25 protein-coding genes and 8 pseudogenes are annotated in these 25,939 nt (G+C 39.0%); all 33 read right to left on the reverse strand.

Translation table 11 applies throughout. From position 1 onward, the window contains the following. Position 1 precedes the first annotated feature (1 nt). Positions 2–1,048: a protein-glutamate methylesterase/protein-glutamine glutaminase gene (locus tag ACEWFH_RS12895; RefSeq protein WP_473724347.1), complete on the reverse strand. Its 1,047-nt coding sequence runs from the start codon at positions 1,046–1,048 to the stop codon at positions 2–4. 7 nt (positions 1,049–1,055) lie between these two features. Beyond that, positions 1,056–1,298 carry a MinD/ParA family ATP-binding protein gene (locus ACEWFH_RS12900; protein WP_473724348.1) on the reverse strand — a complete coding sequence of 81 codons (243 nt, stop codon included), beginning with the start codon at positions 1,296–1,298 and terminating at the stop codon, positions 1,056–1,058. Positions 1,299–1,347: 49 nt separating this feature from the next. After that, on the reverse strand, positions 1,348–1,911 hold the full coding sequence (locus ACEWFH_RS12905; protein WP_473724349.1) for an AAA family ATPase: 564 nt from the start codon (positions 1,909–1,911) through the stop codon (positions 1,348–1,350). After that, the gene (gene flhF, locus ACEWFH_RS12910; protein WP_473724350.1) at positions 1,904–3,028 is read right to left on the reverse strand and encodes a flagellar biosynthesis protein FlhF; all 1,125 of its coding nucleotides are present in this window, start codon (positions 3,026–3,028) and stop codon (positions 1,904–1,906) included. Before flhF ends, ACEWFH_RS12905 begins: the two co-directional genes overlap by 8 nt. After that, positions 3,028–5,060 (reverse strand): annotated as a pseudogene (flhA, locus tag ACEWFH_RS12915) (flagellar biosynthesis protein FlhA). The gene flhF and the pseudogene flhA overlap by 1 nt, the downstream one beginning before the upstream one ends. Positions 5,061–5,076: 16 nt before the next feature. Continuing rightward, positions 5,077–6,158: pseudogene (gene flhB, locus ACEWFH_RS12920) on the reverse strand (flagellar biosynthesis protein FlhB). A 4-nt stretch (positions 6,159–6,162) separates the two neighbouring features. Continuing rightward, a pseudogene (gene fliR / locus ACEWFH_RS12925) lies at positions 6,163–6,935 on the reverse strand (flagellar biosynthetic protein FliR). 1 nt (position 6,936) lies between these two features. Further along, positions 6,937–7,208: pseudogene (gene fliQ, locus ACEWFH_RS12930) on the reverse strand (flagellar biosynthesis protein FliQ). 13 nt (positions 7,209–7,221) lie between these two features. Continuing rightward, positions 7,222–7,901 (reverse strand): annotated as a pseudogene (fliP, locus tag ACEWFH_RS12935) (flagellar type III secretion system pore protein FliP). A 111-nt stretch (positions 7,902–8,012) separates the two neighbouring features. Continuing rightward, complete coding sequence (locus ACEWFH_RS12940) at positions 8,013–8,543, reverse strand: flagellar biosynthetic protein FliO (RefSeq protein ID WP_473724351.1); 531 nt, start codon at positions 8,541–8,543, stop codon at positions 8,013–8,015. A 24-nt stretch (positions 8,544–8,567) separates the two neighbouring features. Continuing rightward, positions 8,568–8,929: pseudogene (locus tag ACEWFH_RS12945) on the reverse strand (response regulator). An 18-nt stretch (positions 8,930–8,947) separates the two neighbouring features. Next, positions 8,948–10,084, reverse strand: a complete 1,137-nt coding sequence (fliY, locus tag ACEWFH_RS12950; RefSeq protein WP_473724352.1) for a flagellar motor switch phosphatase FliY — start codon at positions 10,082–10,084, stop codon at positions 8,948–8,950. Further along, positions 10,078–11,070, reverse strand: a complete 993-nt coding sequence (fliM, locus tag ACEWFH_RS12955) for a flagellar motor switch protein FliM (RefSeq protein ID WP_473724353.1) — start codon at positions 11,068–11,070, stop codon at positions 10,078–10,080. Before fliM ends, fliY begins: the two co-directional genes overlap by 7 nt. A 34-nt stretch (positions 11,071–11,104) precedes the next feature. Beyond that, entirely contained in the window at positions 11,105–11,533 is a 429-nt protein-coding gene (fliL, locus tag ACEWFH_RS12960; protein ID WP_289495691.1) for a flagellar basal body-associated protein FliL, read from the reverse strand. Next, on the reverse strand, positions 11,534–11,749 hold the full coding sequence (locus ACEWFH_RS12965; protein WP_473724354.1) for a flagellar FlbD family protein: 216 nt from the start codon (positions 11,747–11,749) through the stop codon (positions 11,534–11,536). A 49-nt stretch (positions 11,750–11,798) separates the two neighbouring features. After that, positions 11,799–12,619 (reverse strand): annotated as a pseudogene (flgG, locus tag ACEWFH_RS12970) (flagellar basal body rod protein FlgG). Between the two features lie 83 nt (positions 12,620–12,702). After that, entirely contained in the window at positions 12,703–13,077 is a 375-nt protein-coding gene (locus tag ACEWFH_RS12975; RefSeq protein ID WP_473724355.1) for a TIGR02530 family flagellar biosynthesis protein, read from the reverse strand. Between the two features lie 134 nt (positions 13,078–13,211). Beyond that, positions 13,212–13,541, reverse strand: a complete 330-nt coding sequence (gene flgD / locus ACEWFH_RS12980; protein WP_473724356.1) for a flagellar hook assembly protein FlgD — start codon at positions 13,539–13,541, stop codon at positions 13,212–13,214. Between the two features lie 7 nt (positions 13,542–13,548). Next, the gene (locus ACEWFH_RS12985) at positions 13,549–13,719 is read right to left on the reverse strand and encodes a hypothetical protein (RefSeq protein ID WP_473724357.1); all 171 of its coding nucleotides are present in this window, start codon (positions 13,717–13,719) and stop codon (positions 13,549–13,551) included. 59 nt (positions 13,720–13,778) lie between these two features. Next, positions 13,779–14,711, reverse strand: coding sequence for a hypothetical protein (locus ACEWFH_RS12990; protein ID WP_473724358.1), 933 nt, complete (start codon positions 14,709–14,711; stop codon positions 13,779–13,781). Between the two features lie 16 nt (positions 14,712–14,727). Next, a complete protein-coding gene (locus ACEWFH_RS12995; RefSeq protein WP_473724359.1) occupies positions 14,728–15,282 on the reverse strand; it encodes a MotE family protein in 555 nt (184 codons plus the stop codon). Between the two features lie 14 nt (positions 15,283–15,296). Then, on the reverse strand, positions 15,297–15,734 hold the full coding sequence (gene fliJ, locus ACEWFH_RS13000) for a flagellar export protein FliJ (protein WP_473724360.1): 438 nt from the start codon (positions 15,732–15,734) through the stop codon (positions 15,297–15,299). Next, positions 15,734–17,053 (reverse strand): flagellar protein export ATPase FliI, encoded by a 1,320-nt coding sequence (gene fliI, locus ACEWFH_RS13005; RefSeq protein ID WP_473724361.1) that lies wholly within the window; start codon positions 17,051–17,053, stop codon positions 15,734–15,736. The genes fliJ and fliI overlap by 1 nt, the downstream gene beginning before the upstream one ends. Beyond that, positions 17,043–17,849, reverse strand: coding sequence for a flagellar assembly protein FliH (gene fliH / locus ACEWFH_RS13010; protein WP_473724362.1), 807 nt, complete (start codon positions 17,847–17,849; stop codon positions 17,043–17,045). The genes fliI and fliH overlap by 11 nt, the downstream gene beginning before the upstream one ends. After that, positions 17,842–18,855: a flagellar motor switch protein FliG gene (fliG, locus tag ACEWFH_RS13015; protein WP_066240774.1), complete on the reverse strand. Its 1,014-nt coding sequence runs from the start codon at positions 18,853–18,855 to the stop codon at positions 17,842–17,844. The genes fliH and fliG overlap by 8 nt, the downstream gene beginning before the upstream one ends. Positions 18,856–18,868: 13 nt before the next feature. Then, a complete protein-coding gene (fliF, locus tag ACEWFH_RS13020; protein ID WP_473724363.1) occupies positions 18,869–20,458 on the reverse strand; it encodes a flagellar basal-body MS-ring/collar protein FliF in 1,590 nt (529 codons plus the stop codon). An 81-nt stretch (positions 20,459–20,539) separates the two neighbouring features. After that, entirely contained in the window at positions 20,540–20,839 is a 300-nt protein-coding gene (gene fliE / locus ACEWFH_RS13025; protein WP_473724364.1) for a flagellar hook-basal body complex protein FliE, read from the reverse strand. Positions 20,840–20,851: 12 nt separating this feature from the next. Next, positions 20,852–21,298 (reverse strand): flagellar basal body rod protein FlgC, encoded by a 447-nt coding sequence (gene flgC, locus ACEWFH_RS13030; protein ID WP_473724365.1) that lies wholly within the window; start codon positions 21,296–21,298, stop codon positions 20,852–20,854. 2 nt (positions 21,299–21,300) lie between these two features. Then, the gene (flgB, locus tag ACEWFH_RS13035) at positions 21,301–21,687 is read right to left on the reverse strand and encodes a flagellar basal body rod protein FlgB (RefSeq protein ID WP_473724366.1); all 387 of its coding nucleotides are present in this window, start codon (positions 21,685–21,687) and stop codon (positions 21,301–21,303) included. A 520-nt stretch (positions 21,688–22,207) separates the two neighbouring features. Then, positions 22,208–22,987, reverse strand: a complete 780-nt coding sequence (gene codY, locus ACEWFH_RS13040; RefSeq protein ID WP_473724367.1) for a GTP-sensing pleiotropic transcriptional regulator CodY — start codon at positions 22,985–22,987, stop codon at positions 22,208–22,210. A 24-nt stretch (positions 22,988–23,011) separates the two neighbouring features. After that, positions 23,012–24,406 (reverse strand): HslU--HslV peptidase ATPase subunit, encoded by a 1,395-nt coding sequence (gene hslU, locus ACEWFH_RS13045; protein WP_473724368.1) that lies wholly within the window; start codon positions 24,404–24,406, stop codon positions 23,012–23,014. 22 nt (positions 24,407–24,428) lie between these two features. Beyond that, on the reverse strand, positions 24,429–24,968 hold the full coding sequence (gene hslV / locus ACEWFH_RS13050; RefSeq protein ID WP_066240759.1) for an ATP-dependent protease subunit HslV: 540 nt from the start codon (positions 24,966–24,968) through the stop codon (positions 24,429–24,431). Between the two features lie 24 nt (positions 24,969–24,992). Beyond that, positions 24,993–25,895 (reverse strand): annotated as a pseudogene (xerC, locus tag ACEWFH_RS13055) (tyrosine recombinase XerC). Between the last annotated feature and the right edge of the window lie 44 nt (positions 25,896–25,939).

A 25,939-nucleotide genomic window follows, 5' to 3' on the forward strand; every position in this document is an offset into this window, starting at 1 on the left:
TTTACAAATAGTTCTGAATAGCTAGTGCAATAGATTCCAGGTGAACCACTTCATCTACTTTCTTGGTTAGAGCTGCAGCTTTAGGCATGCCGTAAACGATGCAAGATTCTTCAGCTTCTGAAATCACGATCGTTTCCCCATTTTCTTTGAGGTCTAAGATTCCATTTGTACCGTCTGAACCCATGCCTGTCATGATCACTGCAATCTTTTGATAGTTTTTAAGTTTTGCAGCAGAACTAAAAAGTACATTTACAGCCGGTCTGTGTCCTCCAACTGGTTCTTCTCGATCTAATGTTATAAAAAGCTCGCCCCTTTTTTCGTTCACTCTCATATGCAGCCCGCCTGGTGCTATGTATACAGTTCCTTTTCTCAACGTTTCATGATGTTCTGCTTCCTTAACATGTACATGAGATAAAGAATTTAATCGATTGGCTAATGACTGAGTGAAACCTGCAGGCATATGCTGAACAACAACAACAGGAGCGTCTAAGTCTGCTGGAAGTTTCGTAATTACTTCTTGCAAAGCTCTCGGTCCACCCGTTGATGTACCAATTAAGATGAGCTTATCAAGGTCATTCTTTTTTATTGGTTTCCTAATTATTTTAGGAACAGGTCTATTTCCAGTTTTAGAACGTTTCGCAGCAACTTTTGCTTTAGATGAAGCGATTACTTTTTCAATTAAGGTTTCTTTTACTTTGTGCAAATCTAGTGAAATGGCACCAGATGGCTTAGCAATAAAATCAATAGCCCCTGCTTCCATTGCTAGAATGGTATTTTCTGCACCCGCTTTGGTTGTACTCGAGAGCATAATGATTGGCACTGAATGGCTGCTCATTATGCTTTTCACTGCTTCAATCCCATCTAAAATAGGCATTTCGACATCCATCGTAATGACATCTGGGTTTAATTTTTCGGTTTTTTCGATAGCCTCTTGTCCATTTCTAGCCGTATCGAGAACAGCGATTCTAGGGTCTTCACTTAGAAATTCTTTTATAAGTTTTCTCATAAAGGCAGAATCGTCTACAATTAGCACTTTGATTTGTTTCACGCAGCTTCTACCTCTCAATAAATAGTGACTTCAACCTGCTGATAAAAGATGTATAGGATGCTTTTTGCTCTTTAGTAGCTCCAACATAAGATTGCGCTAAGTCGGAAACAGCTTTTGAAGCTAAAGAAGCTGGTTTATGAATCGTAAATGGAACTTGTTTCTTTACGGATTCCAAAACGCTCTGGTCTAACGGAATTTTCCCGAGACAGATCAGCTCTTTATCTAAAAACTGCTGGCATACATGTTTCAATTTTTCAAACGTTTCTCGGCCTTCTTCTCGTTTTCATAACGGTTTATGACTAAGTAAAGGGAAGAGTGTTATCTTTTAAATAGATGAACTTCATCATAGAATAAGCATCAGTCATTGAAGTAATTTCTGGTGTAGCTACAACTAAAATTTCATGGCTCGATAATACAAACTTTAGCGCTGCTTCTGTAGCACCTGCACCCATGTCTAAGAAGATAAAGTCATAAAATTTTTCAAGTTCTTCAAGCTGCTTCATAAAATGGTTCAGCATATCCTCCGTGATCTCTGCAAGAGAGCCGAAATTTCTTCCACCCGCAATTGTATGAAGACCCTCTTTTCCTTCTTCAATAATCTCCCATACTGATAATTGATTGTGTAGCATATGCATAATATGCTTATTCGATCTTCTGCCAAGAATTAGATCAACATTCCCCATTCCAACATCCAGATCCAATACGAGAACTCTCTTTTTCATTTTTATTAAGGAAAGTGCTAAATTGACGGTTACATTCGTTTTGCCAACTCCGCCTTTTCCGCTAACAACAGAAATCACTCTTGCACTTTCGGTAGATGTTGCCGTCAATTGTTTTCTAAGACTTGCAGCCTGATCAATCATGATTTATTTTTTCCTTCAAAAGCATTTGAATCAGTTCATCCGCCTCTGCTTCAAACATATCATCAGGAACGTTTTGTCCGTTTGTGACATATCCGATTCCCACACCGTTTGCAATAGAGAGATTTACCATTGCGCCGTAGGTCTTTGTTTCATCTTTCTTTGTAAAGATCACCTTGTGAACGGGCAAACTCTTAAACTGGTTATAGATTGTTTCCATATCCCTGTACTTTGAAGTTAGGGAAAGAACGAGATAATTTTTCATGTCTTTATCAAAATGAACAATCCGCTGCAGTTCTTCTATATAAAAGCGATTCAAGAAATTTCGACCCGCAGAATCAACGAGAACAAGATCATAATCTATAAATTTTTCTTTTGCCTTCTTAAAATCATCTGCAGTATAAGCCACTTCACACGGAATGTTTAGAATTTCTGCATAGGTTTTCAATTGATCGATTGCAGCAATTCGATACGTATCTGTCGTAATAAACGCCACTTTCTTACCATCTTTGAGAACAGCCTTTGCTCCGATCTTGGCGATGGTCGTCGTTTTGCCGACTCCAGTAGGACCAATTAAGTTTAAGAATTTCGTTTCATAATGAAATCCACCAAACTCACTTTTCTTCATTTGGGCACCTAAGTGATTTTTAATCCAGGTGTTCCAGTCGTATCGATTTGCTTCATCCGCCTCAAGACCATCGTATTTACTCGATAAAGCTGCTACAAGTTCGTCCAGAATTAATGGATCAAGCTCTTGATTTCTTAAGAACGTTTCCCATTCTTGGACTAATGGAGCCTTCGTTTCCGGTTGTTTCGTTTGTATGGTAAGTGTGTGAACCATATTCTTTAACTGACGGATTTCCTGAGTCAACTCTTCATCAGGGACAAAAACTTGCTGATGATCATGCACACTACTTTTTGTTTGTTTTTTACTTTGCTGATAATCGATGTCTTGATCTAACCCTGCAAAGATTTCAACGTTCTTTTTTGTAAAAAAGCCGAATACTCCACCAACTTGTACTTCTCTTGTATTCAAGATTACGGCCCCGCTGCCAAGGTCTGCTCTAACTAGTTTCATAGCTTCTGGCAAGTTTTGTGCAGTATATTTCTTCACTTTCATCAGATGTTCACCACCCCTACACTTTTCACTTCGAGTTCAGGTTCTAATTCGTTATAGGATAATACCGCCACATCCGGTAAATATCTTTCTATCAGCTGGCGTACGTACATTCTAACTGCAGGAGAACACAACAATACGACTGACTGGTCAAAGCTTCTTCCAGATTCTAGTTCTCTTGTAATGCTATCAAAAATAGACTGAGAATCGTGAGGATCAAGAGAAAGATAATTCCCGTGTTCTGTTTGCTGTACCGCGTCGGCAATCTTTTTTCAACCGATCCACCCAATGTTATGACATGCAATGGTTCATTTTCATTTGTGTAACTTTTAGAAATCTGTCTGGACAAACCTTGTCTCACATACTCAGTTAATAAATCCGTATCTTTTGTCATTTTTGCGAAATCAGCTAGTGTTTCAAAAATAACCGCTAAATTCCGAATGGAAATTCTCTCTCTTAAAAGTTTTGATAATACTTTTTGAACTTCACCGATTGTAAGCGCATCTGGTGTGACTTCTTCCACAATCGCTGGGTACGATTCTTTTAAGTGATCTACCAGCTGTTTCGTCTCCTGTCTGCCGATCAATTCGTGTGCGTGCTTTTTGATGACTTCTGTAAGATGAGTAGAAACGACAGAAGGAGGGTCAACGACGGTGTAACCTGAGTATTCTGCACGTTCTTTCATCTCTTCCCCGATCCAGATGGCAGGCAGACCGAAAGCGGGTTCCATCGTTTCAATACCTTGAATTTCTTCATCTTCTATTCCAGGGCTCATCGCTAAATAATGATCGAGTAACAGCTCACCTTTAGCAACCTGACTGCCTTTAATTTTGATTCTGTATTCATTGGGCTGCAGCTGTATGTTGTCCCGAATCCTGACTACCGGAACAATCATGCCCAGCTCTAAAGCAAGCTGTCTTCTGATCATGACGATTCTGTCTAACAAGTCCCCGCCTTGTGAGGTATCTGCTAATGGTATTAGGCTGTACCCAAACTCGAACTCAATTGGATCGATCTGAAGAAGGTTCACAACAGATTCAGGACTTTTCAGTTGTTCTGTCTGAATATCTTCTTCTACAACTTCTTCTTTTTCTTTTTGTTCTCGTTCTGCTTTTAATAACAGGTATCCACCGATTGAAAGTATTCCGCCGATCGTAATTGTGAAGAAATCGTTGATCGGTGTGAATAACCCGAGCAAAATGATCGTGCCGCCAGCTACAAAGAGCATGATTGGATACGCGAGTAATTGTTTGCTAATATCAAAACCAAGATTTCCTTCTGATGCTGCTCGTGTCACAATGATTCCTGTTGCAGTTGATATGATCAGTGCTGGAATTTGAGAGACCAATCCATCACCGACGGTCATTCTTGTAAACAATTCAGCACTCTCACCAAAGCTAAGTCCCATTTGAAGCATTCCGATTATGATTCCAAATAGCATGTTGATCAAAACGATGATTATTCCAGCGATTGCATCTCCTTTTACGAATTTACTCGCACCGTCCATTGCTCCGTAAAAGTCCGCCTCACGTTCGATCGTCTCACGTCTTTCTTTCGCTTCCCGATCTGAAATCATGCCAGCATTTAAATCCGCATCGATGCTCATCTGCTTTCCAGGCATCGCATCGAGTGTAAATCTTGCTGCAACTTCCGATACACGTTCAGATCCTTTTGTAATTACGATAAATTGAATGATGATCAGGATAAAAAACACTACGATACCAACAAGAATATTTCCACCGACTACAAATTCACCGAATGTATGTACAACGTTCCCGGCATCCCCCGTTGATAGGATGCTTCTCGTTGTAGAAACGTTTAACCTAAGCCTAAAAAGTGTCACTAACAAAAGCAATGACGGGAATATAGAGAATTGGAGAGGCTGCGTTGTATTCATGGCAATCAATATGATTAAAAGTGCCAGAGATATATTCGTTATGATTAAGAAGTCCAACATAAACGTTGGCATTGGGATGACGAGCATGGCAATAATTAAAATTACGCCTGCTAAAACACTCATGTCTCTAGCTTTCATCTGTAAACTCTCCTATTCATTCCTTACGCTTTTTCTTAACGCGATACACAAAAGCTAATATTTCGGCTACTGCTTTAAAAAGATCTTCTGGAATCACATGACCGATGTCTACCCTAGCGTACAAAGTCCTTGCTAACGGGCGGTTTTCAACCATTGCAACATCATGTTCTTTTGCAATTTCTTTGATTCTTTGAGCAATCAGATCGACTCCTTTTGCTACAACTACCGGCGCATCCATACGGCCATCGTCGTATTTCAAGCAAATCGCATAATGTGTAGGGTTTGTAATGATAACATCCGCTTTAGGGACTTCTTGCATCATTCGCCTCATAGCCATCTGTCTTTGTTTTTCCTTGATCTTACCTTTTATCTTTGGATCACCTTCGGATTTTTTGTATTCATCTTTAATATCTTGTTTAGACATCCTAATGTTCTTTTCAAAATCGTATTTTTGGTACATATAATCGAGAAACGCAAGAAAAAGTAAAACGAGTGATGCTGCAAAACCCATCTTGACGGCTAGTCCCCCAAAGACGGGAAGTGAAGCCTCTATACTTACAAGACTCATTCTTAAGTAAATATCCCGCTCACTCCACAGAATGAAAAAGTTACACCGCCGATCAGTAGAATCTTCAGCATTGATTTTGAAAGTTCAACAAGGGCGCGCACTGAGTAGATTCGTTTGAATCCTGATAAAGGGTTAATCCTTTCAAGTTTCATTTGAATCGCTTCTGTTGATAGTAAAAAGCCAACTTGCAAATAGTTACCTAAGACACCAGCTACCATCGCTGCAACCATTACTGGTGATATAATTATGGCAACTTCTATCGCTAGCTCCCAAAACAGCTTAGCGATGCTCGATTCAGTAACGTCGTAAAGCAGTTTCTTATCTAGGCTGTAAGCAAATAGATGAAGCAACCTTTGACCCATCCAGCTCCCCATAAAAGAAAGAAACATTACGGAGGCAAACAACACAAAAGCCGCATTGATATCAGCACTTTTTGCTACCTGGCCTTTTTTCTGCTTTCCTGCCTTTTTTGGGTGTCGCTTTTTCCGTTTTTCCCCAGAAAAGTATTGTAAAGAAATTGTATATTTCATCAACTTAAGCCGCCCCCAACAATTCCATTAAGTTAATCATGCTGTCACGCATCTGGTCGACAAGCATCTGAACAGATACAAAGAATGCGGGCATTACAACTAAGAACAACACTAGAGCGATCAATATTTTCACCGGCAGACCGATTACAAAAATGTTCATCTGAGGTACCGTTCTTGCTACGATTCCAAGTGCTAGGTCAGCTAAAAACAGAGTACCTACGATCGGAATCGCCATCTGCAGAGCAACTAGGAACATGCCAGAGAAGACACTTATTACAAATCTGGTCATTTCGCCATTTCCAAAATTAGAGATGGCCGAATCAAGCGGTAAAAATTGATAACTATAGAAAATACCGTCCAGCAACATATGATGCGCATCAGTCGCTAACAAAAAAGAATCGCAAACGTGTACAAATATCTACCCATCAAAGGGGTCTGAATGCCTGTCTGCGGATCAAACACGTTCGCGATAGCAAAACCCATTTGCAGATCAATAAATCCACCGGCTACTTGAATTGCGTAGAAAACAATCGCTGCAATAAATCCGATGGAAAGTCCGACCATCGCTTCTTTTATAATTAAAAGAAGAAATGAACCATCTAACGGAATTGGTTTTGGATCAATCGCGTACAACATGATCCAAGATAGAAAAAGTGATAAACCGATTTTATGCATGACAGGTAAATTTTTATTAGAAAACACAGGAATTGTTAAAAAAAATGCCGATACTCTAGTTAAGATCAATAAAAATGCAGGAAAAGCAACTAAATCTATCATTTTATAATCCTATGTACGTATGTAAATTTTGAAAAATATTGGATGTGAAACCTAGAATTTGTGATAACATCCAAGGTCCAAAAATACAAGACCTACCAAAACTGCCACGATTTTTGGAATAAATGCGAGTGTCTGTTCCTGAATCTGTGTTGTTGCTTGAAAAATACTTACGATCAAACCAACAACCAGGGCTAATAGCATTAGTGGACCGCATAAAAGCAAGGTCATGTATACCCCTTTTTCAGCCAAAGATATTACAAATTGAGAATCCATGTTTCCACCTGCCCTAGTAACTTAATAGCAATGATTTGACGATGAGGTACCAGCCATCAACTAGTACGAATAACAAGATCTTGAATGGCAGTGATATCATAACGGGCGGCAGCATCATCATCCCCATAGCCATTAAAATAGACGCAACGACCATATCAATGATCAGAAAAGGTACAAAAATCATAAATCCTATTTGGAATGCCGTCTTTAATTCACTGATCGCAAAAGCCGGTACAAGAGTTGTTAAAGGAATATCTTTTATGCTTTCAGGCTTCTTCGCCCCGGAATATTCCATAAAAAGCATGAGATCTTTCTGCCTTGTATGTTTAGCCATAAACTCTTTAATCGGCAGACTTCCTTTATCGAATGCTTCTTCCTGAGAGATCTCACCTTTGACTAACGGCTGAACCGCTTCTTTGTTTACTTCATGCAGAACAGGGGCCATGATAAAAAAGTTAAGAATAAGGCAATACCTATCAGTACCTGGTTTGGAGGCATCTGCTGTGTTGCCAGTGATGTTCTGACAAAAGATAAGACAATAATGATTCTCGTAAAACAAGTCATAAGAATCAGAATACTAGGAGCTAGCGAAAGGACCGTTAAGAGCAGCAAAAGCTGAATGGTTGTTTCCATGTTGGCTGGATCGCTATTGTTAATAAAATCCAAATCTAAACCAGGAATAAATTCATTCATGATGTTTCCCTTTCTCTAACGCTTTCTGAATTTCTCTTTGTTGTTCTTTCTTATCCTGAACAATTGAATTCAGCATATTTTTAAAAGTATCTGTCTGACTCGTTGAGACATCTACTCCATTGCCATCCTTTTTTCGCTTCTGTTTTTTAACCATTTTGATTTTAATTGACTCGTCAAAGTAGAGACATTTTGAGACGGACGCTGTTCGAGCATCATTTTCACTTCATCTTCATCGTTAATCTCTTTTAAAAGTGTCACTGTGTCCCCAACACCTACTACCAAAACTGAATTTCCTGTTTTGATCAGCTGTACAGAACGATTCTGTCCGATCCCAATCCCGCCCAATGACTGCAGATTCTTTCCATCTTGAAAACTAACTGACTTTCTTTGGATAAAACGTAATACAAAAAACAAGATAGCTAAAACGATTCCAAGCATAAATACTAGTTTTACTAGCATCATAAACGTGCTTCCGCCATCAGAAGTTTCTGCTGCATTCGTTTGCGGTGTTTGTTCTTTCTCACTTTTTTGATTTGAATCATTCACGGTGTCCCAGACACTTTTCCCTGAACTGCTGCCTTCCGCTTGTACACTGTACGGTACAAACGAAAGGCAAACTGCTGCAAAAAACTGATTAACCATCTATACATGGAAAATGGCACCTGCTTAGCCTAAAGTCTTCTTAATCGCTTCAATAACGCGGTCTGCTGCAAATGGCTTAACGATAAAGTCTTTCGCACCTGCTTGGATGGCATCAATTACCATTGCTTGTTGCCCCATTGCAGAACACATAATGATCTTTGCATCCGGGTTTGTTTTTTGATCTCTTTTAGCGCTGATATGCCGTCCATCTCAGGCATCGTAATATCCATTGTTACTAAGTCTGGTTTTAATTCTTGGAACTTTTCAATGGCTTGTGCTCCATCTGCTGCTTCACCGACTACATCAAAACCGTTTTTTACTAAAATATCTTTGATCATCATTCTCATAAATGCTGCATCATCAACAACTAAAATACGCTCTCCCATTACACTTACCTCCGTTAGTTACTTCAATTTTTCTAAACGATCACGCTGGCTTAAGATCTCTGTTACACGGACTCCGAAGTTCTCGTCAATAACGACAACCTCACCTTTTGCGATCATTTTTTGATTTACAAAAATATCTACTGGTTCACCTGCTAATTTATCAAGCTCCACAATTGAGCCTTGAGATATTTCTAGAATATCTTTAATCGTTTTTTTCGTTCTTCCTAATTCCACTGTTACTTGAAGAGGAATGTCCAGCAGCATATCTAGATTTTTTGTTTCACTTTGGTTTGATTCAAAATCTCCAAAGTCCGAAAAGCTTGCAGGCTGAACGGAGACATCCCTCATCTGCGGCTGATAGGATGGAGCAGGCATCGTTCTTGTTTCACGTTGCACCGGCTCCTCATAATGAGTGATAGGTTGTGCTGGTGCAGCAACTTCTTCCTGAGGAACATAATCTGCAACTGGTTCTTTTTCCATTACAGGTTCAGGATTCATAAGTTTATGTACAAGATTCTTAGAGAATTCTGCATCGATCAACTGCATGATGTTAGAATCGATCAGTTCACCAACTTTGAGTCTGAATGATACTTTTACTAAAATTTCTTCGTCTGGAATTAAGCTTGTGTTTGATTCAACATCCAGAAAATCAATCTTAGGTGGTGAGATATCGACCTTTTTGTTAAAGATCGTAGACATGGATGTTGAAGCAGAACCCATCATCTGATTCATCGCTTCACCAACTGCACTTAACTGAAGCTCACCGAAATCAGGAGAAGGGTTGGTTCCTTCACCGCCGAGCATCAAATCTGCGATGATCTGTGCATCCGTCTTTCGGATCACAAGCAGGTTTGCTCCTTCAATTCCTTCTGTGTATGTTACTTGTACAGCGACATGAGGAATGGGAAACTCGTCTTTTAATTCGGTTCTTTTCACTACATTTACAGTAGGTGTCGTAATCTCTACCTTTTGGTTTAGAAGCGTTGAAAGCGCAGTTGCAGCACTGCCAAAAGAAATGTTTCCGATCTCACCTAACGCATCTTGCTCAATAGAAGATAAATAATCTTCGGTGTCGGTCACTCCGGACGAGGAAGCACTTCCACCATTCAGCAAAGCATCAATTTCGTCTTGTGAAAGCATATCTCCACTTACCATTGATCCTCATCCTCCTTAATGGTTTCTATAATTTGAACGGCTAGCTTTTTCTTCACTTTACCAGGCTGGCCGTAGAACTTAGGGTTGTTCTCTACTTTAATGACGAGCGGCTGATTGATTCTTTGATCCAGTTCGATACAATCACCGATTGATAAGTGCAGAAATTCTTCTATCGACATTTCTGAAGACCCTAACTCGACTTTAAAGGGCAAAAGTGCATTTTTTAGCTTTTGTTCAATAAACTCTGTTTCACCTGGAATTCTAGTTTTCTTTTTATTTTGCATCCAATGATGAACAGAAAGTTTCGGGATGATCGGCTCGATTACAACATGCGGAAGACAGATGTTAATCATACCGCTCGTTTCTCCAATGGTAGTGTTTAACGAGATGACAACTACCGTTTCATTCGGAGAGACCATTTGCAAAAATTGCGGATTAACCTCAAGATCGACCATGAAAGGATCGAGTTCAATAACGCTTGTCCATGCTTCTTTAAAACTATCAAGCGTGTTTTCAAACAATTGGCTCATAATCCTCGTCTCAATTTCTGTCAGGTTCTCGATCTTATTCATTCCAGCCCCGCTGCCGCCCATCACTCTGTCCAGCATGGCGTATGCGATATTAGGGTTCACTTCCATTAAGATTCGCCCTTCAAACGGTTGTGCCTCAAAAACATTTAATAATGTCATCTTCGGTACAGAGCGAATAAATTCTTCGTATGGAAGCTGGTCAACAGAAGCTACACCAATCTGTACATACGTCCTTAACTGGGCAGAAAAATAAGTCGTTAAAAGCCTTGCGAAATTTTCATGCAATCGCGTTAAACTGCGAATTTGTTCTTTCGAGAAACGAAGGGCCCTCTTAAAATCGTAAACTTTAACTTTATTCTCTGACTCTTCCTTTTTCAGCTCCTCTGCGTCCATCTCTCCTGTGGAAAGAGCAGATAAAAGAGCATCAATTTCGTTTTGTGATAAAACATCAACCAAGAGTCTCACCTCTTTTCATGCCGTTTTTAATGAATTATTGTATGATTTTTTGAGTTGTGTAGACTCTGACTACTTTTCCATCTTGCATGACCTTATTAATCTCAGTTTTCAACTTATCTTCTAGAGAAACCAATCCTTTTTGTCCTGAGAGTTCTTCTGTTTTCATGTTTGAGATCTCATAGATTATTAAGTTGTTCACTTGAAACAATCTTTTTTCTAACTCATGTTTGGCATCTTTATTGTCCGCCTGAATTTTAAATTGAATCTTTACGTAAGCTTGATCTGCTAAATTGGTTGTCATCTCATCGGTTTGTACCATAAGCTTATCCAGTTCTTCAGCAGACGGTTCAGAAGCTTCCGTTTTTGGTGAAAATTGTTTGAATCCAAAATAGCCAGCCGCACCAACAAGGCCTATAGCTAAAAGCATCGAAAGCATAATGGTTATAACTTTATTGTTACCCAACTACAGACCCTCCTTCTTTTGATTGTTTATTGGAAGCAGCGTTATTCCTCTATAAAATGAAGCAACCTTATGAACAACCTCTTCTTCGCTTTCTTTAACAACAAACTTCTTACCAGTCGTTAACGTGATTGTTGTGTCAGGAAAAGACTGAATTTGTTCAATATAAATGGCATTAAGTGTAAACGTGTTACCGTTTAACTGGGTTAAAGAAATCATATGGTTTCAGGGCTAAGCAGCTCACTGCTCAACCCTTCCTCCCTTCACATTAACGTTTTAGGTTCACCAGTTCTTGAAGGATCTCATCAGATGTTGTGATGATTCTTGTGTTCGCTTGAAATCCACGCTGCGCAACGATCATCTCAGTGAATTCTTCAGAAAGATCGACGTTGGACATTTCGAGAGCGCCTGCTACTAGAGTTCCCGCTCCGCCTACATCACCAGGGAATGATGCGGTTGGTCCACCAGAGTTTGTACTTTGTCGATATTCATTACTTCCTGCTTTTTCCAAACCTTCGTTGTTAGAGAACTTGGCTAATTGAATTTGTCCAGCCGTTTGTAAGACACCCGTATTGTCTATGAAATTAACTTTACCGTCAGCTCCTACACTAAAACTTTTAGCACTAGTAGGAATTTGAATAGTTGAATTACCATTACCTAATAGAAACTTACCGTCTCCATTTACAACATAGCCATTTTGATCAAGATAAAAGTTACCTGCTCTTGAAAATGTAGTATCAGACAAAGTAATATTGGTTCCATTAAGTGTTCCTGTACCTAGTCTAAAAAACCGTCTCCAGAAATCCCCAAATCTAGTGGTCGCCCTGTGGTTTGCAAACTGCCCTGAGTGTGAACAGTGTCGATAGTAGCAAGCTGCGAACCTAATCCTACTTGTTTCGCGTTCACTCCACCACGGCCACTACCAGGAGCTGCTGCACCAGCAATCTGCTGACTAACCAAATCCTTGAACGTTGTACCGCCTTTCTTAAAGCCATAAGTATTAACGTTTGCAATGTTGTTACCAATTACATCAAGCTTCACCTGAAAGTTTTTCATACCGCTGATTCCTGAATACATAGAACGTAACATTTGTTTTTATCTCCCTTACTTGGTTTATTAACTGCTTCTATCATTCGTCAGTTTTGTGAGCCTCCTGTAAAGGTCCAGCTCGTTTATTCGTCTATGACGATTGCACCATTAATGTTTGTAAAGATTTGAGACGTACTTTCGTTTCGATCTAACACTGTAATCACTGTCTGATTCGGGGCATTTACAACTAGCGTGACATCTCTCATGATGACTAGAGAATCTTTAATGCCTTTTCGACCTGCTTCTATTACCTTTTCACTTATCTTGTTCCAGCTGGATTCTGATATTGTAATATCTCGATCTTGAAGTCTTTTCTGAGCATGTTTACTCACTGTGAGCTGATTTTCTAGCTCTTTATTAAACAATGACTTAAAGGACTGATTAACATTTTTCTGCTGATTTTGCTTAGGGTAAAGGATCGGCTGGTACATTTGATGAGCGTGTATCCGTTCGCTCATAGTATCAACTCCTTACTTTGATGGGTCTGTTATCTTGATTACTTGAAAACTAGTAATCTTTGTTCCATCGCTCATTTCGAGCTGTACAGAACCTTTTTCAAATAATACAGATTTCACAACCGCTTCTTTTTCTTCTATCTTTTATTTCCTTCAGCATCAACCGTTTCCGTTTCATAGGTCACTTGCTTGCCGATCATCTGGCTTTGCTGTAAAAGAGATGCTTCTGTTTGAAAGGATAAGAACTGCTGCATTGTCTGGTTCATGTTTGTCATCTGTTCTAAAGATGAAAAGCTTGCCATTTGTGCGATAAACTCTCGATCTTGCATCGGGCTTGTCGGATCTTGATTTTGAAGCTGTGTCATTAAAATCTTAAGAAAATCATCTTTCCCTAAAATATTTGAACCTGTTTGCTTCGTTTTTGCCTGATAATTTGACAGCATGAGGTCTTCAGATACTTTGGTCATTCATTCATCACACCTTTTCGTTTAATACCAATTGTGATAACTGCTCTTCAAATGACAGATTCTCTAATTCCGTTTCATCTTTGTCATTTTCAGTGGTCTGACGCTGCTCTTCATATCCCTGATTTCCTTGATCATGAAATTCGAAGTTCTGCTCGTCACTGTTTACAAAAACCTCCACCTTTTCAAAATCAATGTTTTGGCCGGAAAAAGCTTGTTTTAACTGAGCAAGCTGTCCATCTAATGCATCTTTTGCCCCTGACTAGAAGCAATAATCTTTGCTGCAATCTCTCCATGTTTTTGAATAAGCTGAATTTCAATGGTTCCAAGATGTTCAGGTGTTAGTCGAATCTGCATCTTCGTAAATCCTGCTTCATTTACTATGAGTTTTCCTCTAGAAATGATTTGCTGAACTTCACGGACGAATTGCTCTTTTTGTCCTTCTCCTTGTGAAACTGGAACTTTTAATGTCCATTGTTCAAGAGGAGAAAGTGGACTTTGTACGGTTGTAAGTTCTTTAATAGCTGAAACCGTTTGTTCAGTTTGCTTTGAAGGTACATATCTCTGAAAAGCTTGATCTGCAAAACTCTGCACTTTTTTTACAGTTGTTATAGTCTCCATCACTTTTAAGAGTGAATTTTTATCTAGAGTACTCTGCTCATTCAGAAGCTTCTTTACTTGCCCGAAAATTTGTTCCACTTGTTTAGTTAACGAATCTTTTTGATCTAGCTTCACGCCTGGAAACCACTTTTCAATGATTGCTGTGAGTTGTTTTTGTCCACTTTCAGAAAATGTTCCGTTCTGATCGTTAAATACTACTTGTAACAAAACAGCTAACTTCATCTCTGGTGCTGGATTAGCAGCAACTTCTGAAAGATTGATCTGTTCCTGAAGCAGTTTCTCAAGAATTTCTTTCATTTCGGGTGGCAGCTCATTCATTAATGCTTGCACGTTTTCAGAATTGAGGGCTTCAGCATCCCATTCTAGTTCAGGCACTTCTGATAACAGGTTTAAAATCAATCCACCCAACCTGTCTCCGTTTTCTTCTTTTATTACACCAGTTGATGCCAGCAATTGAGAAAATAATGGAGATGCGTAGCTTGTTTTTTGCTGATTAGATGAGACCGGTGAAACCTGAGTTGCAACAGCTGGCTGTGAAATCAATATTTGCAATGCATTCACCTCCTTTTTAAAGAGAATTGTTTGCCATTAACACTGTAAGTTCAGCTGCCCGCTTAGCATCAAGTTTGGCAAGGATGGCTGCTTGTGTTTCAGATTGTAATTGCGTTAAGATGCTTAGTACTTGATTGTTATTCATTTCTGTCAGAACCGCTGCAGCATCTTTAGCTGACATCGCTTCATATAGCTTTTTTAACTGAGCATTCTCTTCTTCCTTAACACTCTCTTCAGCATCTTCCACTTGCTTTTCTAATAACGCAATATTGCTTTTTAAGTCTGTCACTTCTTTTTCTTTCTTTTGAAGATTGGCTGATAGCATCTTGATGTAGTCTTCTTGTTCATCGAACTTTGATTTCCATTGTTTTTCTTGCACGTTACTTGTTACAGCAACCTCATCATCTTTAAGAACATGATTGATAACAGGTATCTTGTTTTTCGCCTCTTCAACAACGTCTATTCCCATAAAAGAAAGCACAATTCCAAAAACGGTAAGTGCAAACACCGCAGGGACAAAGATAACTAACAGAAACCAAACCAACTTGCTGGATTTTTCATTTTGTTTCATGTGATCACCTGTTTTTACGACTTCGCAAAACGCAAAACTGAAAATTCATCGTTCTGCTTATTTTCATAAGAAGTTATTTCCACTTTATAGGCGGTTAACTGTTTTTCTTTCAGTTTTTCGTATTTCTTCACTTCAATCGTCTGCTGCAACAATTTCTGCTGAATGATTTGCATTCTTTCTCTTGCTCTTTGAAGCACTGGCTGTAAATCTTTAATCTTGTTTGTCATGGACAAAAGGAAGCGCTGCGTATTTTGCAGGTCATTTACGACGATTCTTTGATGAAATTGGTGATTCGAAAGATTTTCAATATCTTCTTTTCGTTTTAAAAGACTGTATATTTCTTCTGCAATGCTTTCGAATGCTTGAACAGCTTCTCCTAACTCTTGTTCTATCGATTCTTTCTCTTTTTGTTTAACGGATAATACTTTTTCCATAGAGAAATGAAATGACATTACCTTTCATCCTTTCCAAATTCGATCAGCAGCCTTTGAACAGCATCATCATAACTAACATCTTCATCTACTTGCTGTTTTAGAAAAGTTAAAATGCTAGGGTACATCTGAATAGCTTCATCGACTGATTTGGATGAACCTCTTTTATACGCACCAATGCTGATTAAATCTTCTGCTTCTACATATGAAGACAATAGTTCGCGCAAACGTTCGGCCGCTTGCCGGTGCTCTTTTGGAACAATGTCATTCATTACCCTGCTGATGCTTTTTAAGATATTCACGGCAGGAAACTGGCCTTTATTCGCTAAGTTTCGGTCTAGAATAAAATGTCCATCCAGAATTCCTCGAACTGTATCTGATATCGGCTCATTAAAGTCGTCACCATCTACTAGCACCGTGTAAAATGCAGTAATCGTGCCATTCTTGTTTGTACCTGAACGTTCTAGTAATTTGGGAAGTACCGCAAAAACACTAGGTGTATACCCTTTTGTTGTTGGAGGTTCTCCTACAGCAAGTCCGATCTCTCTCTGAGCCATCGCAACACGTGTGACTGAATCCATCATGAGCATGACGTTCATGCCTTGATCGCGGAAATATTCAGCGATGCTTGTGGCTGTCAGCGCACCTTTTATCCGCATTAATGCAGGCTGATCAGAAGTTGCAACCACCACAATCGAACGCTTCAATCCTTCTTCTCCAAGGTCTCTTTCAATAAAATCAAGCACTTCACGGCCACGTTCACCTATGAGGGCGATGACGTTAAGATCAGCCGTTGAATTTCTTGCTACCATACCAAGCAATGTACTTTTCCCAACACCGCTTCCAGCAAATATTCCTACTCGCTGACCTTTACCGACTGTTAAGAGACTATCGATCGACCGAATTCCTAACTGTATACTTTCATGAATCCTAGGCCTTTCCATCGGATTAGGCGGCTCGTTTTCAGATGGATAACGAAACAATCCGCGAGGTAAAGAGGAACCGTCTAACGGCAGCCCCATCCCGTCTAACACTTTTCCGATAAGCGAATGTCCTACTTTAATCTCCAGTGGCTGATCGGTTGCTTCTACTAAACTTCCTACTGCAATATCCTTTACATATGTAAAAGGCATCAATAGAACATTTTCTTCCTGAAAGCCAACAACCTCGGCTTTTATTTTTAGTTTTTTAGTGTTTCCTGTATGGATATAACAAACATCACCTATAGAAGTTTTGGGGCCTTTTGATTCAATCATCAGCCCAACAACCCGAATGACTTTTCCATACCGTTTATATGAATCTATGGATTGAAGTGAGTCAATCAGCTGATCAACGTTCATGTTCAGTCACCTCAATTTGTTCTAGCAGCTTTTCTCTGATTTCTTTTAGCTGAACATCAAGGGTCGCATCAATTTTCCCAAACGGAAATTCGATTATTGCACCGTTCTCTGTTAATGTTTCATCTGGATAGATAAAAAGCGTTGCGGTCGACTGAAGCATATTCTTTAGCTCTTCACGGTATTTTTGAGTGAGTTCAAACCAATGAGTTGGTACATATAGTTTTATATCTTCAAATTCCCTAGCTTCTTTTACAAGTTGTTTTACAATAGATATCCACGTTTCTGGTGTTTCTTGCAGCTTCATACCTAGAATTTTTTCTGCGGCTCTGATTGCGAGTATAACCATCTGCGGCTCTGCTTCACTCAGAACACTGTGATAGTCGTTTCTCAATTGGTCCATAAAACGTTTAACTTCATTTAGTTGAGAAAGCCAACTTTCTTGCCCTTGTTCTAAACCGCTTTGAAAACCAGCATCATAGCCTTCTGTTTTTACTTTTTGTAACTCTTGTTCTAAATTCAATCGCCAACTTGTCTCTTCTTCAGCCAATCTCTGCTGCTGTTCTTCTCTAGATCTTTCAGATTCAGCAATAATGCGAGCTGCTTCTTTTTTTGATTCATCCAAAATCTTTTGTGCTTCATTTTTCAATCTGAAGATTTTTGTCTCATCATCTTCTGCTAACAAAGATTCATCAACTTGTGTGAAAAGTGATATAGATTGGATGCCAATGACTACCCCGTCCGTTTCTACATCACTTTTTTCTTTGTGATTGTGAAAAGATTTAATTACTTTAGACAATCACATCATCTCCTCCGCCTCTAGCAATAACGAGCTCACCAGCTTCTTCAAGTCTGCGTATCGTTCCAACGATTCTGGATTGAGCTTCTTCTACATCTCGAAGTCTGACAGGACCCATGAATTCCATCTCTTCTTTAAAGTTTTCTGCCATACGCTGAGACATATTTTTAAACATAACTTCTTTAACCTCTTCACTTGAGGCACGAAGAGCAAGAAGTAAGTCTTCGTTTTGAACTTCTCTAATCACTCGCTGAATCGCACGATTATCAAGCGTAACAATGTCTTCAAACACAAACATTCTTTTCTTGATCTCTTCTGCAAGTTCAGGGTCTTGAATTTCAAGTGCATCCAATATCGTCCGTTCTGTACTGCGGTCAACGCCGTTTAATACTTCAACAACCGCTTCTACTCCACCCGCTTGTGTGAAATCTTGTGTTACGGTAGCAGAGAGTTTACGTTCTAAGATTTGTTCGACCTCATTAATCACTTCTGGTGATGTTCGATCCATTAATGCGATCCTTTTTGCGATATCTGCTTGCATCTCTTGTGGAAGTTCAGATAATATCTGTCCGGCTTGAGATGAATCCAAATAGGACAAGATAAGAGCAATCGTTTGCGGATGTTCGTTTTGAATAAAGTTTAAAATTTGGCCTGGGTCCGCTTTTCGCGCGAAATCAAATGGTCTTACTTGAAGAGTTGATGTTAAACGGTTAATGATTTGCATCGCTTCATCTTTACCGACTGCTTTTTCTAATACCGTTTTCGCGTATCCAATACCGCCTTGAGTAATATAATCCTGTGCAAGCGCCAGTTGATGAAACTGGGTAATGATTTCTTCTTTAAGTGTTGAATCTACTTTTCTTACCTGTGAGATTTGAAGTGTCAATCTTTCAATCTCTTCTTCGCTTAAGTGTTTATATACTTGTGCAGCTACATCAGGACCTAAAGAGATAACGAGGATCGCTGCTTTCTCTTTACCTGACAGCTCTTTCATACCTTTTGCCATCGTTCGTTAGCTCCTATTCTTCTGATAACCATGTTCTTACGAGTTTTGCGAATTCTTCAGGCTTTTCTTTTGCCATCCGTTCTAATTGTTCTTTTCGAACTGTACCTTCTGAACCTTGCTCTTTATTAACATCTGGAACAAAATACGTCTCTTGTGTTTCCATCTCAAAATCTTCAATCGTTCCTTCTGTTTCTGTTTTCTTTTTACGAGAAAGCAAAAAGATTAATAGAATGATAACGATCAACAAGATTCCGCCAACAACATAAATCCATATCGGAATCCCAGTCGATACTGGAGTGGTTTCTTGTTTGCCGTTAAATGGCTGAGCTGATACGAAAATCTTTTCTTGAATCTGTTCTTCTGTCAGCTGATTGTTTATATCTTTTGAGATACTTGTCCTAACGATCGCACTCAAAATTTGTTCAATATCATCAAGACGTTCTTGAGGAAGAGATTCAGGCTTGTCTGGTGTCGGTGGCTCTACCATGACTTGAATACCTAAATCACGAATCTGGTAAGGACTCTCCACAATTTCTTTTCGTATTTTATTTACTTCGTTGTTGATCCGCTCTTCTACTTTTTCGTAATCACCGTTTGAACCAGCTGTAGATCCAGGATAAGTTGGAACTTCTTGATCACCTGTTCCTCCTACACCGCCTGCTGCAGCTCCATCCCCTGTAAATGTTTCGCGAATGCGTTCAACACTGACTTCTATGCCTTTCATATTCTCTTGATCAACCGGTTCTACAATGGTTTCTTCACGTTTTTCTTCCGTAAAATCAATGTCTGTTGTAACAGTTGCTACTACTTTCCCTTGCCCCATAATCGTTGAAAGCATCTGTTGAACTCTTCTCTGAAGATCTCTTTCAACATCTTGCTTGATTTTACGTTGTTCTTCATATTTAGAAGCTGAAGAAGTAGAGTTAACTGAATTCAGATCATAATAATTAAAGTATTGGTCTGTTATGACGATATTTTCCATAGGCAGGTTCGCCACACTTTTGGAAACAAGATGATAGAGCGCTTTTACCTGATCTTCATTTAACTTAGCTCCAGCACCTAATGAAAGTACGACAGATGCTGACGCTTTTTCTTCTTCTTGGTTCACCCACACACTGCTTTCAGGCAGTGTGATCATCACGCTTGCATCTTCAACACCATTAATGCTTTTTACCAAGTTGGCAATCTCTGTTTGTGTCGCTTCTCTTTCAAGAACCCCGAATTCTTTATCTGTTATTCCAAATCCGGATTTCTCTCCAAAATATGAAAAATCGATATTCCCGCTCTCAGGCAATCCTTCAGCTGCAAGCTGCACTTGAAGGTTGTTCACCTGTTCTTCAGGAACCATGATTGTCTTTCCGCCATCTCGAACTTCATTAGCGACACCTTTACTATTTAAGTTCTCTTGTATCTGTCCCGCTTCCTGAGGGGAAAGATTTGAATACAATGGAACAAGAGTTGGCCGAGACATCATAACCGTTAGAAAAATAAATCCTGCGATAAAAAGGAAAATCCCTCCGAGAATCAATCCTTTTTGTATGTTCGAACGTGATTTAAACCGCTCTGTAATTTGCTTGGTGATGTGTTTCCATTTTTCTTTCATTTTTTCCCCCGATAAACACAATAAAAATTTTTAAAAGCTACCCCCAAAATAGAATGCATCTTTCGAAATATGTATTAATTACTAAACTTGCATCCTCATGATTTCCTGGTATGCTTCTACAACTTTATTGCGGATTTCAAGAGTCGTTTGCATGGTTACACTCGCTTTTTCAGCTGTTATCATAACCTGATGAAGATTGTCCATATTTCCATTCATCAGTGACTGTGTAGCATTATTTGATTGTGCCTGTGTTTCGCTTAAATTATTTAAAGCACCTTTCAGATAGCTCTTAAAGTCTTCTTGAGCTTCAGAAGGTGTCGTTTTTGCTGTTGGAGTACTGTTACTTATACTCTGAAGCGCTCCGATTGAAATTTTATCCATGTCTCACCACTCCTAACGGCCAATTTCTAATGCTTTTAAGTACATTCCTTTTGCTGCGTTTAATGCTGTAACGTTTGCTTCGTATGATCTTGTAGCACTCATTAAATCAACCATTTCTTTAAGTGGATCCACATTAGGAAGAAGTACAAATCCATCTTCGTTCGCATCAGGATGATCTGGCTGATAAACCGTCTTGAATGGTGATTCGTCCTTAATAATCTGATTTACTTTAACTCCTGATAGTTCTCCTTTATTTACTGCATTATTAAACATGGTTTTAAAACTAGACTCACCAGAACCTAGTACAACCATTTTCCGTTGATAAGGCTCCCACTTACCATTTTTAAATGTACCTCGTGTCGAATCGACATTTGCCATGTTAGATGAAGCAACATCCATTCTAAGCCGTTGAGCTGTTAGACCGGATGCTGAAACATTCATTGCATCAAAAACTCCCATATCTATCTCCCGCCTTTAACAACCATCTTAATCGAATTGAATTTTCCGTTAATACGCTGCACAAGTGTCTGATAATAGAGTTGATTCTTTGCTAACTCTGCCATTTCTTTGTCCACATCTACATTGTTGCCATTATGATTCATCACAGTATTTGCTTTTTCTTTTACATAAAAAGAAGAAGACGATCCAGTACTAAATGAAAAATGGCGTTGATCTGTTCGATGTGCTTGTAAACTTCTTTTAAATTCCTGATTAAAAACGGTTTCTTTCGCTTTATATCCAGGTGTGTCCACATTAGCCAAATTATTTGAAATGGTTTTTTGTTTTAACGCTGATCCATCTAATGCCATTTCTAGGTTTTTCATGACAGGGCTAGAGAACAAGTTCATCACTTCCCTCTTTTTTACTATAGATGTTTCAATTATTGTTAAATCTTACCTCACTATCATATTTTAAGTGATATATCCAAAAAGTGTCTATGTATTTTTTCCCAAAATGACTTTTTTCGATAGAAAGGACTATATTTCGACCGTGACTTTGTGCCTAATTTTGTTTATAGTAATAAAATCCCTATATGCACGTAGCATGCAGGACGACTGTACCACATTTTTTTGTATCGACATATTTTTACAATTATTGTTATTAAAGGTGTGTATTTGTTAGGAGTTGCTAGCCTTTCTCGGATAGCGCTCAACCAGTGAGCCTTAGAGCATACTTGACGAGCATAAATCTCCGTGTGCGAGCACAACTCTTCAATGAACGAGCATAAATCTCCGTGTGCGAGCATAACCCTTCGATGAACGAGCATAAATCTCCGTAAGTGAGCATTTGTTCATCCGAAGTACATACTCACCAAAACACAAAAAACCAACCCCCAAGTTACAGGGATTGGTTTTTTCATACTAACTATTATGAAGTTTTTAGTTTCTCAAGTTCTAGCAAGAACTTATCATTTAATACTTTAATGTACGTCCCTTTCATACCAAGTGAACGGGATTCGATTACGCCAGCACTCTCTAGTTTACGAAGAGCGTTTACGATAACAGATCGAGTAATTCCAACTCTGTCAGCAATTTTACTTGCAACAAGAAGCCCTTCATTGCCTTCTAGCTCTTCAAAGATATGCTCGATTGCTTCAAGCTCACTGTATGATAGTGAACTAATCGCCATTTGAACAACAGCTTTGTTACGAGCTTCTTCTTCGATTTCTTCAGCTTTTTCACGAAGGATTTCCATCCCAACTACTGTTGCTCCATACTCGGCTAATACTAAATCATCTTCCTCAAATGAAGTAGAAAGTCTCGAAAGGATCAGAGTACCAAGTCTTTCTCCTCCACCAACGATCGGAACAATCGTAGTTAAACCTGTTGAGAAAAGATCTTTGTTTTCTACCGGGAATGCTGTATAGTCACTTTCCACATCAATATTTGAAAGGGATTCTGTAATATTGAAAAGATTTTTTGTGTAATCTGTAGGAAATTGACGGTCTTCAATCATTTTTTTCATACGCTCGTTTTCAATTTCTTGCTTAAGAGCTAGACCTAAAAGTTTTCCACGGCGGCTAACTACGAAGATATTAGCTTCAATCACCGAGCTAAGTGTTTCAGCCATCTCTTTAAAGTTTACTTGTTTACCACCTGTTTGTTGTAGCATTGAGTTAATGCTTCTTGCTTTGTTCAATAAATTCATTGTCTTTCTTCCTCCTACTGCATCCTATAATATATATTGGCTCAAATCCTTGTTCTTTGCGATGTTAGCCAGCTTTTCTTCTACATACTCGGGTGTAATGGTTATTTGATCTAAACTAATATCAGGCGCTTCAAAAGATAGATCTTCGAGCAAGCGTTCCAATATGGTATGAAGTCTTCTGGCACCTATATTGTCAGTGTCTTGGTTAACTTCATATGCGATACTTGCAATCTTAGCAATAGCATCGTCAGAAAATTCAACATTTATACCTTCCGTACTCAATAGAGCTTTATACTGTTTTATTATCGCATTATCAGGCTCTATTAATATACGTGTAAAATCTTCAACAGACAAGCTATTTAACTCAACTCGGATCGGAAATCTTCCTTGAAGCTCCGGAATCAGATCAGATGGCTTTGAGATATGAAAAGCACCCGCTGCTATAAACAAGATATGATCTGTTTTAATTGATCCGTATTTTGTAATAACCGTTGAACCTTCAACGATTGGAAGGATATCTCTCTGAACACCTTCTCGGCTCACATCTGCAGAGTTTTGGTTCTTGCCAGCAATCTTATCAATCTCATCAATAAATATAATACCTGTTTGTTCTGTCTTGTAAACTGCTTCACTCGTTACATCATCCATATCAATTAATTTAGCAGCTTCATCTTGTGTTAAGATCTTACGAGCTTCGCGAACGGTCAGTTTACGTTTTTTCTTTTTCTTTGGCATTAGTCCGCCAATCATGTCTTGCATGTTCATTCCTACTTGTTCTAGTCCTGAGCCTTGGAACATGTCTAGCATAGAAGGATTTTGTTCATCCACTTCAACTGTAACAAGATGATCTTCCATCTCTCCTAGAGCAAGCTTTTGTGCCATCTGATTGCGCTTTTGTCGAATATCTGCTGCATCATCTTGCTGAGGATTCTGCTCTTGCTCTTGATTTCCACCGCCAAAGAACATTTCAAGCGGATTTTTAAAACTGGTTTCAGTCTTTTTACCAGGAACCAGCAGTTCAACGAGACGTTTATTTGCATTTTGTTCTGCCTTGTCTTTAACATCGTTCATCTTTAATTCTTTCACTAGTCTTACAGAAGTTTCTACAAGATCACGGACCATAGAGTCGACATCACGCCCAACATAGCCAACTTCAGTGAACTTCGTAGCTTCAATTTTTATAAAAGGAGCTTGAGCAAGTTTAGCAAGCCTTCTAGCGATCTCTGTCTTACCAACACCTGTAGGACCAATCATAAGAATGTTTTTAGGCGAAACTTCATCACGCAATTTGTCGTCGAGCAAACTTCTTCTATAACGGTTACGAAGCGCAACTGCCACAGCTTTCTTTGCGTCTTTTTGACCTATAATATATTGATCTAACTTCTCAACAATCTGCCTTGGAGTTAATTGACTATTCATTGCAACCGCTCCTTTACCTTTTTTACAACTCTTCTAAAACTATTTCTGTGTTCGTGTAAACACAAATCTCGCCAGCGGTCTTTAACGATGCAAGGGCTATTTCTTTTGCAGAAAGCTCAGGAGCGTGATTCTTCAGTGCCCGGCCAGCTGCAAGAGCATAATTTCCTCCTGAACCGATTGCCAAAATCCCATCATCTGGTTCAATGACTTCTCCTGTACCTGAAATCAAAAGCATGTGCTCTTGATTCATAACGATTAACAGCGCTTCAAGTTTTCGCAGAACCTGATCGGTGCGCCATTCTTTTGCCATTTCGACTGAAGCTCGCTGCAAGTTGCCGCTGAATTCTTCTAGTTTGCTTTCAAATTTCTCATACAGCGTAAATGCATCCGCAACAGATCCAGCAAATCCAGCAAGTACTTTTCCGCCATAAAGCTTTCTCACCTTTCTGGCTGTATGCTTCATAACAACTGCATTCCCAAAAGTAACTTGGCCATCGCCAGTCATAGCTGCTTTACCATTATGCTGAATCGCAAATATCGTAGTAGCATGAAATGTTGACATTGAAAAATCCCTCCCTTTTTGTTTTTATGCTCGAGGATGCGCATTATTATAGATTTTTTTAAATGGCTTTTTGAGACATGTGTATAAACTTGTGTAGAGGATAGACTTGAATGTCCTAACAGTTCCTGAACAGCTCTTAAATCTGCTCCTTCATTCAACATATGTGTCGCAAACGTATGCCGCAAAACATGCGGGCTGATATGTATGGTAAGCGACGATTCCTCAATAAGCTTATTTAATATGTTTCTTACGCCTCTCTGGCTTAAAGGTTCCCCTTTATAGTTTAAAAATAATGCTTCTGACTTATTTGTTGTTTTTTCAAGCAACAATTTCCGCCCGCTATTGATATAACGCTCAAGAGATTCTCTGGCAAATGATCCGATTGGTACGTATCTTTCTTTTTTCCTTTTCCTTTTACAAGAGCTACCTCAACATTTAAGTCTAGATCTTTTAACTGCATCTTGCACAATTCACTGACACGTATTCCAGTTCCGTACAATATTTCGAGTATCGCCTGGTTTCTTTGTCCCATTGGTGTTGTAACATCGGACACATTGAAAAGCCTCTCCAACTCTTTTTCATAAAGAAATTGAGGAAGCAGTTTTGCTTTTTTGGGCAATGATGCCATGGCGAACGGATTGTGTTCTTCTACGATTTTTTCACGATTTAAGAAACGATAAAAGCTTCGCATCGCTGAAATCTTTCTGGCTACGGTGTTTCTTGCATATTTCTTTTCATGAAGCGTCACTAAATATTGTCTTACTAAAACATAAGAAACAGCAGCGAATCCTTCGATTGCTTGCTGTTTCAAAAAGAAGTAAAATCATTAATATCTTTTTCATAGTGTTCAATCGTATAAGGTGAACAATTCTTCTCAATCATTAAATAATTCAAGAAATCTACCACGTGCTGGCGTTCTGATTCCATTTCATACACCTCACAAAGCCCCTAAATCGTAACACAATTTAGGG

Source organism: Fictibacillus sp. EA-CB0309 (assembly GCF_055814265.1).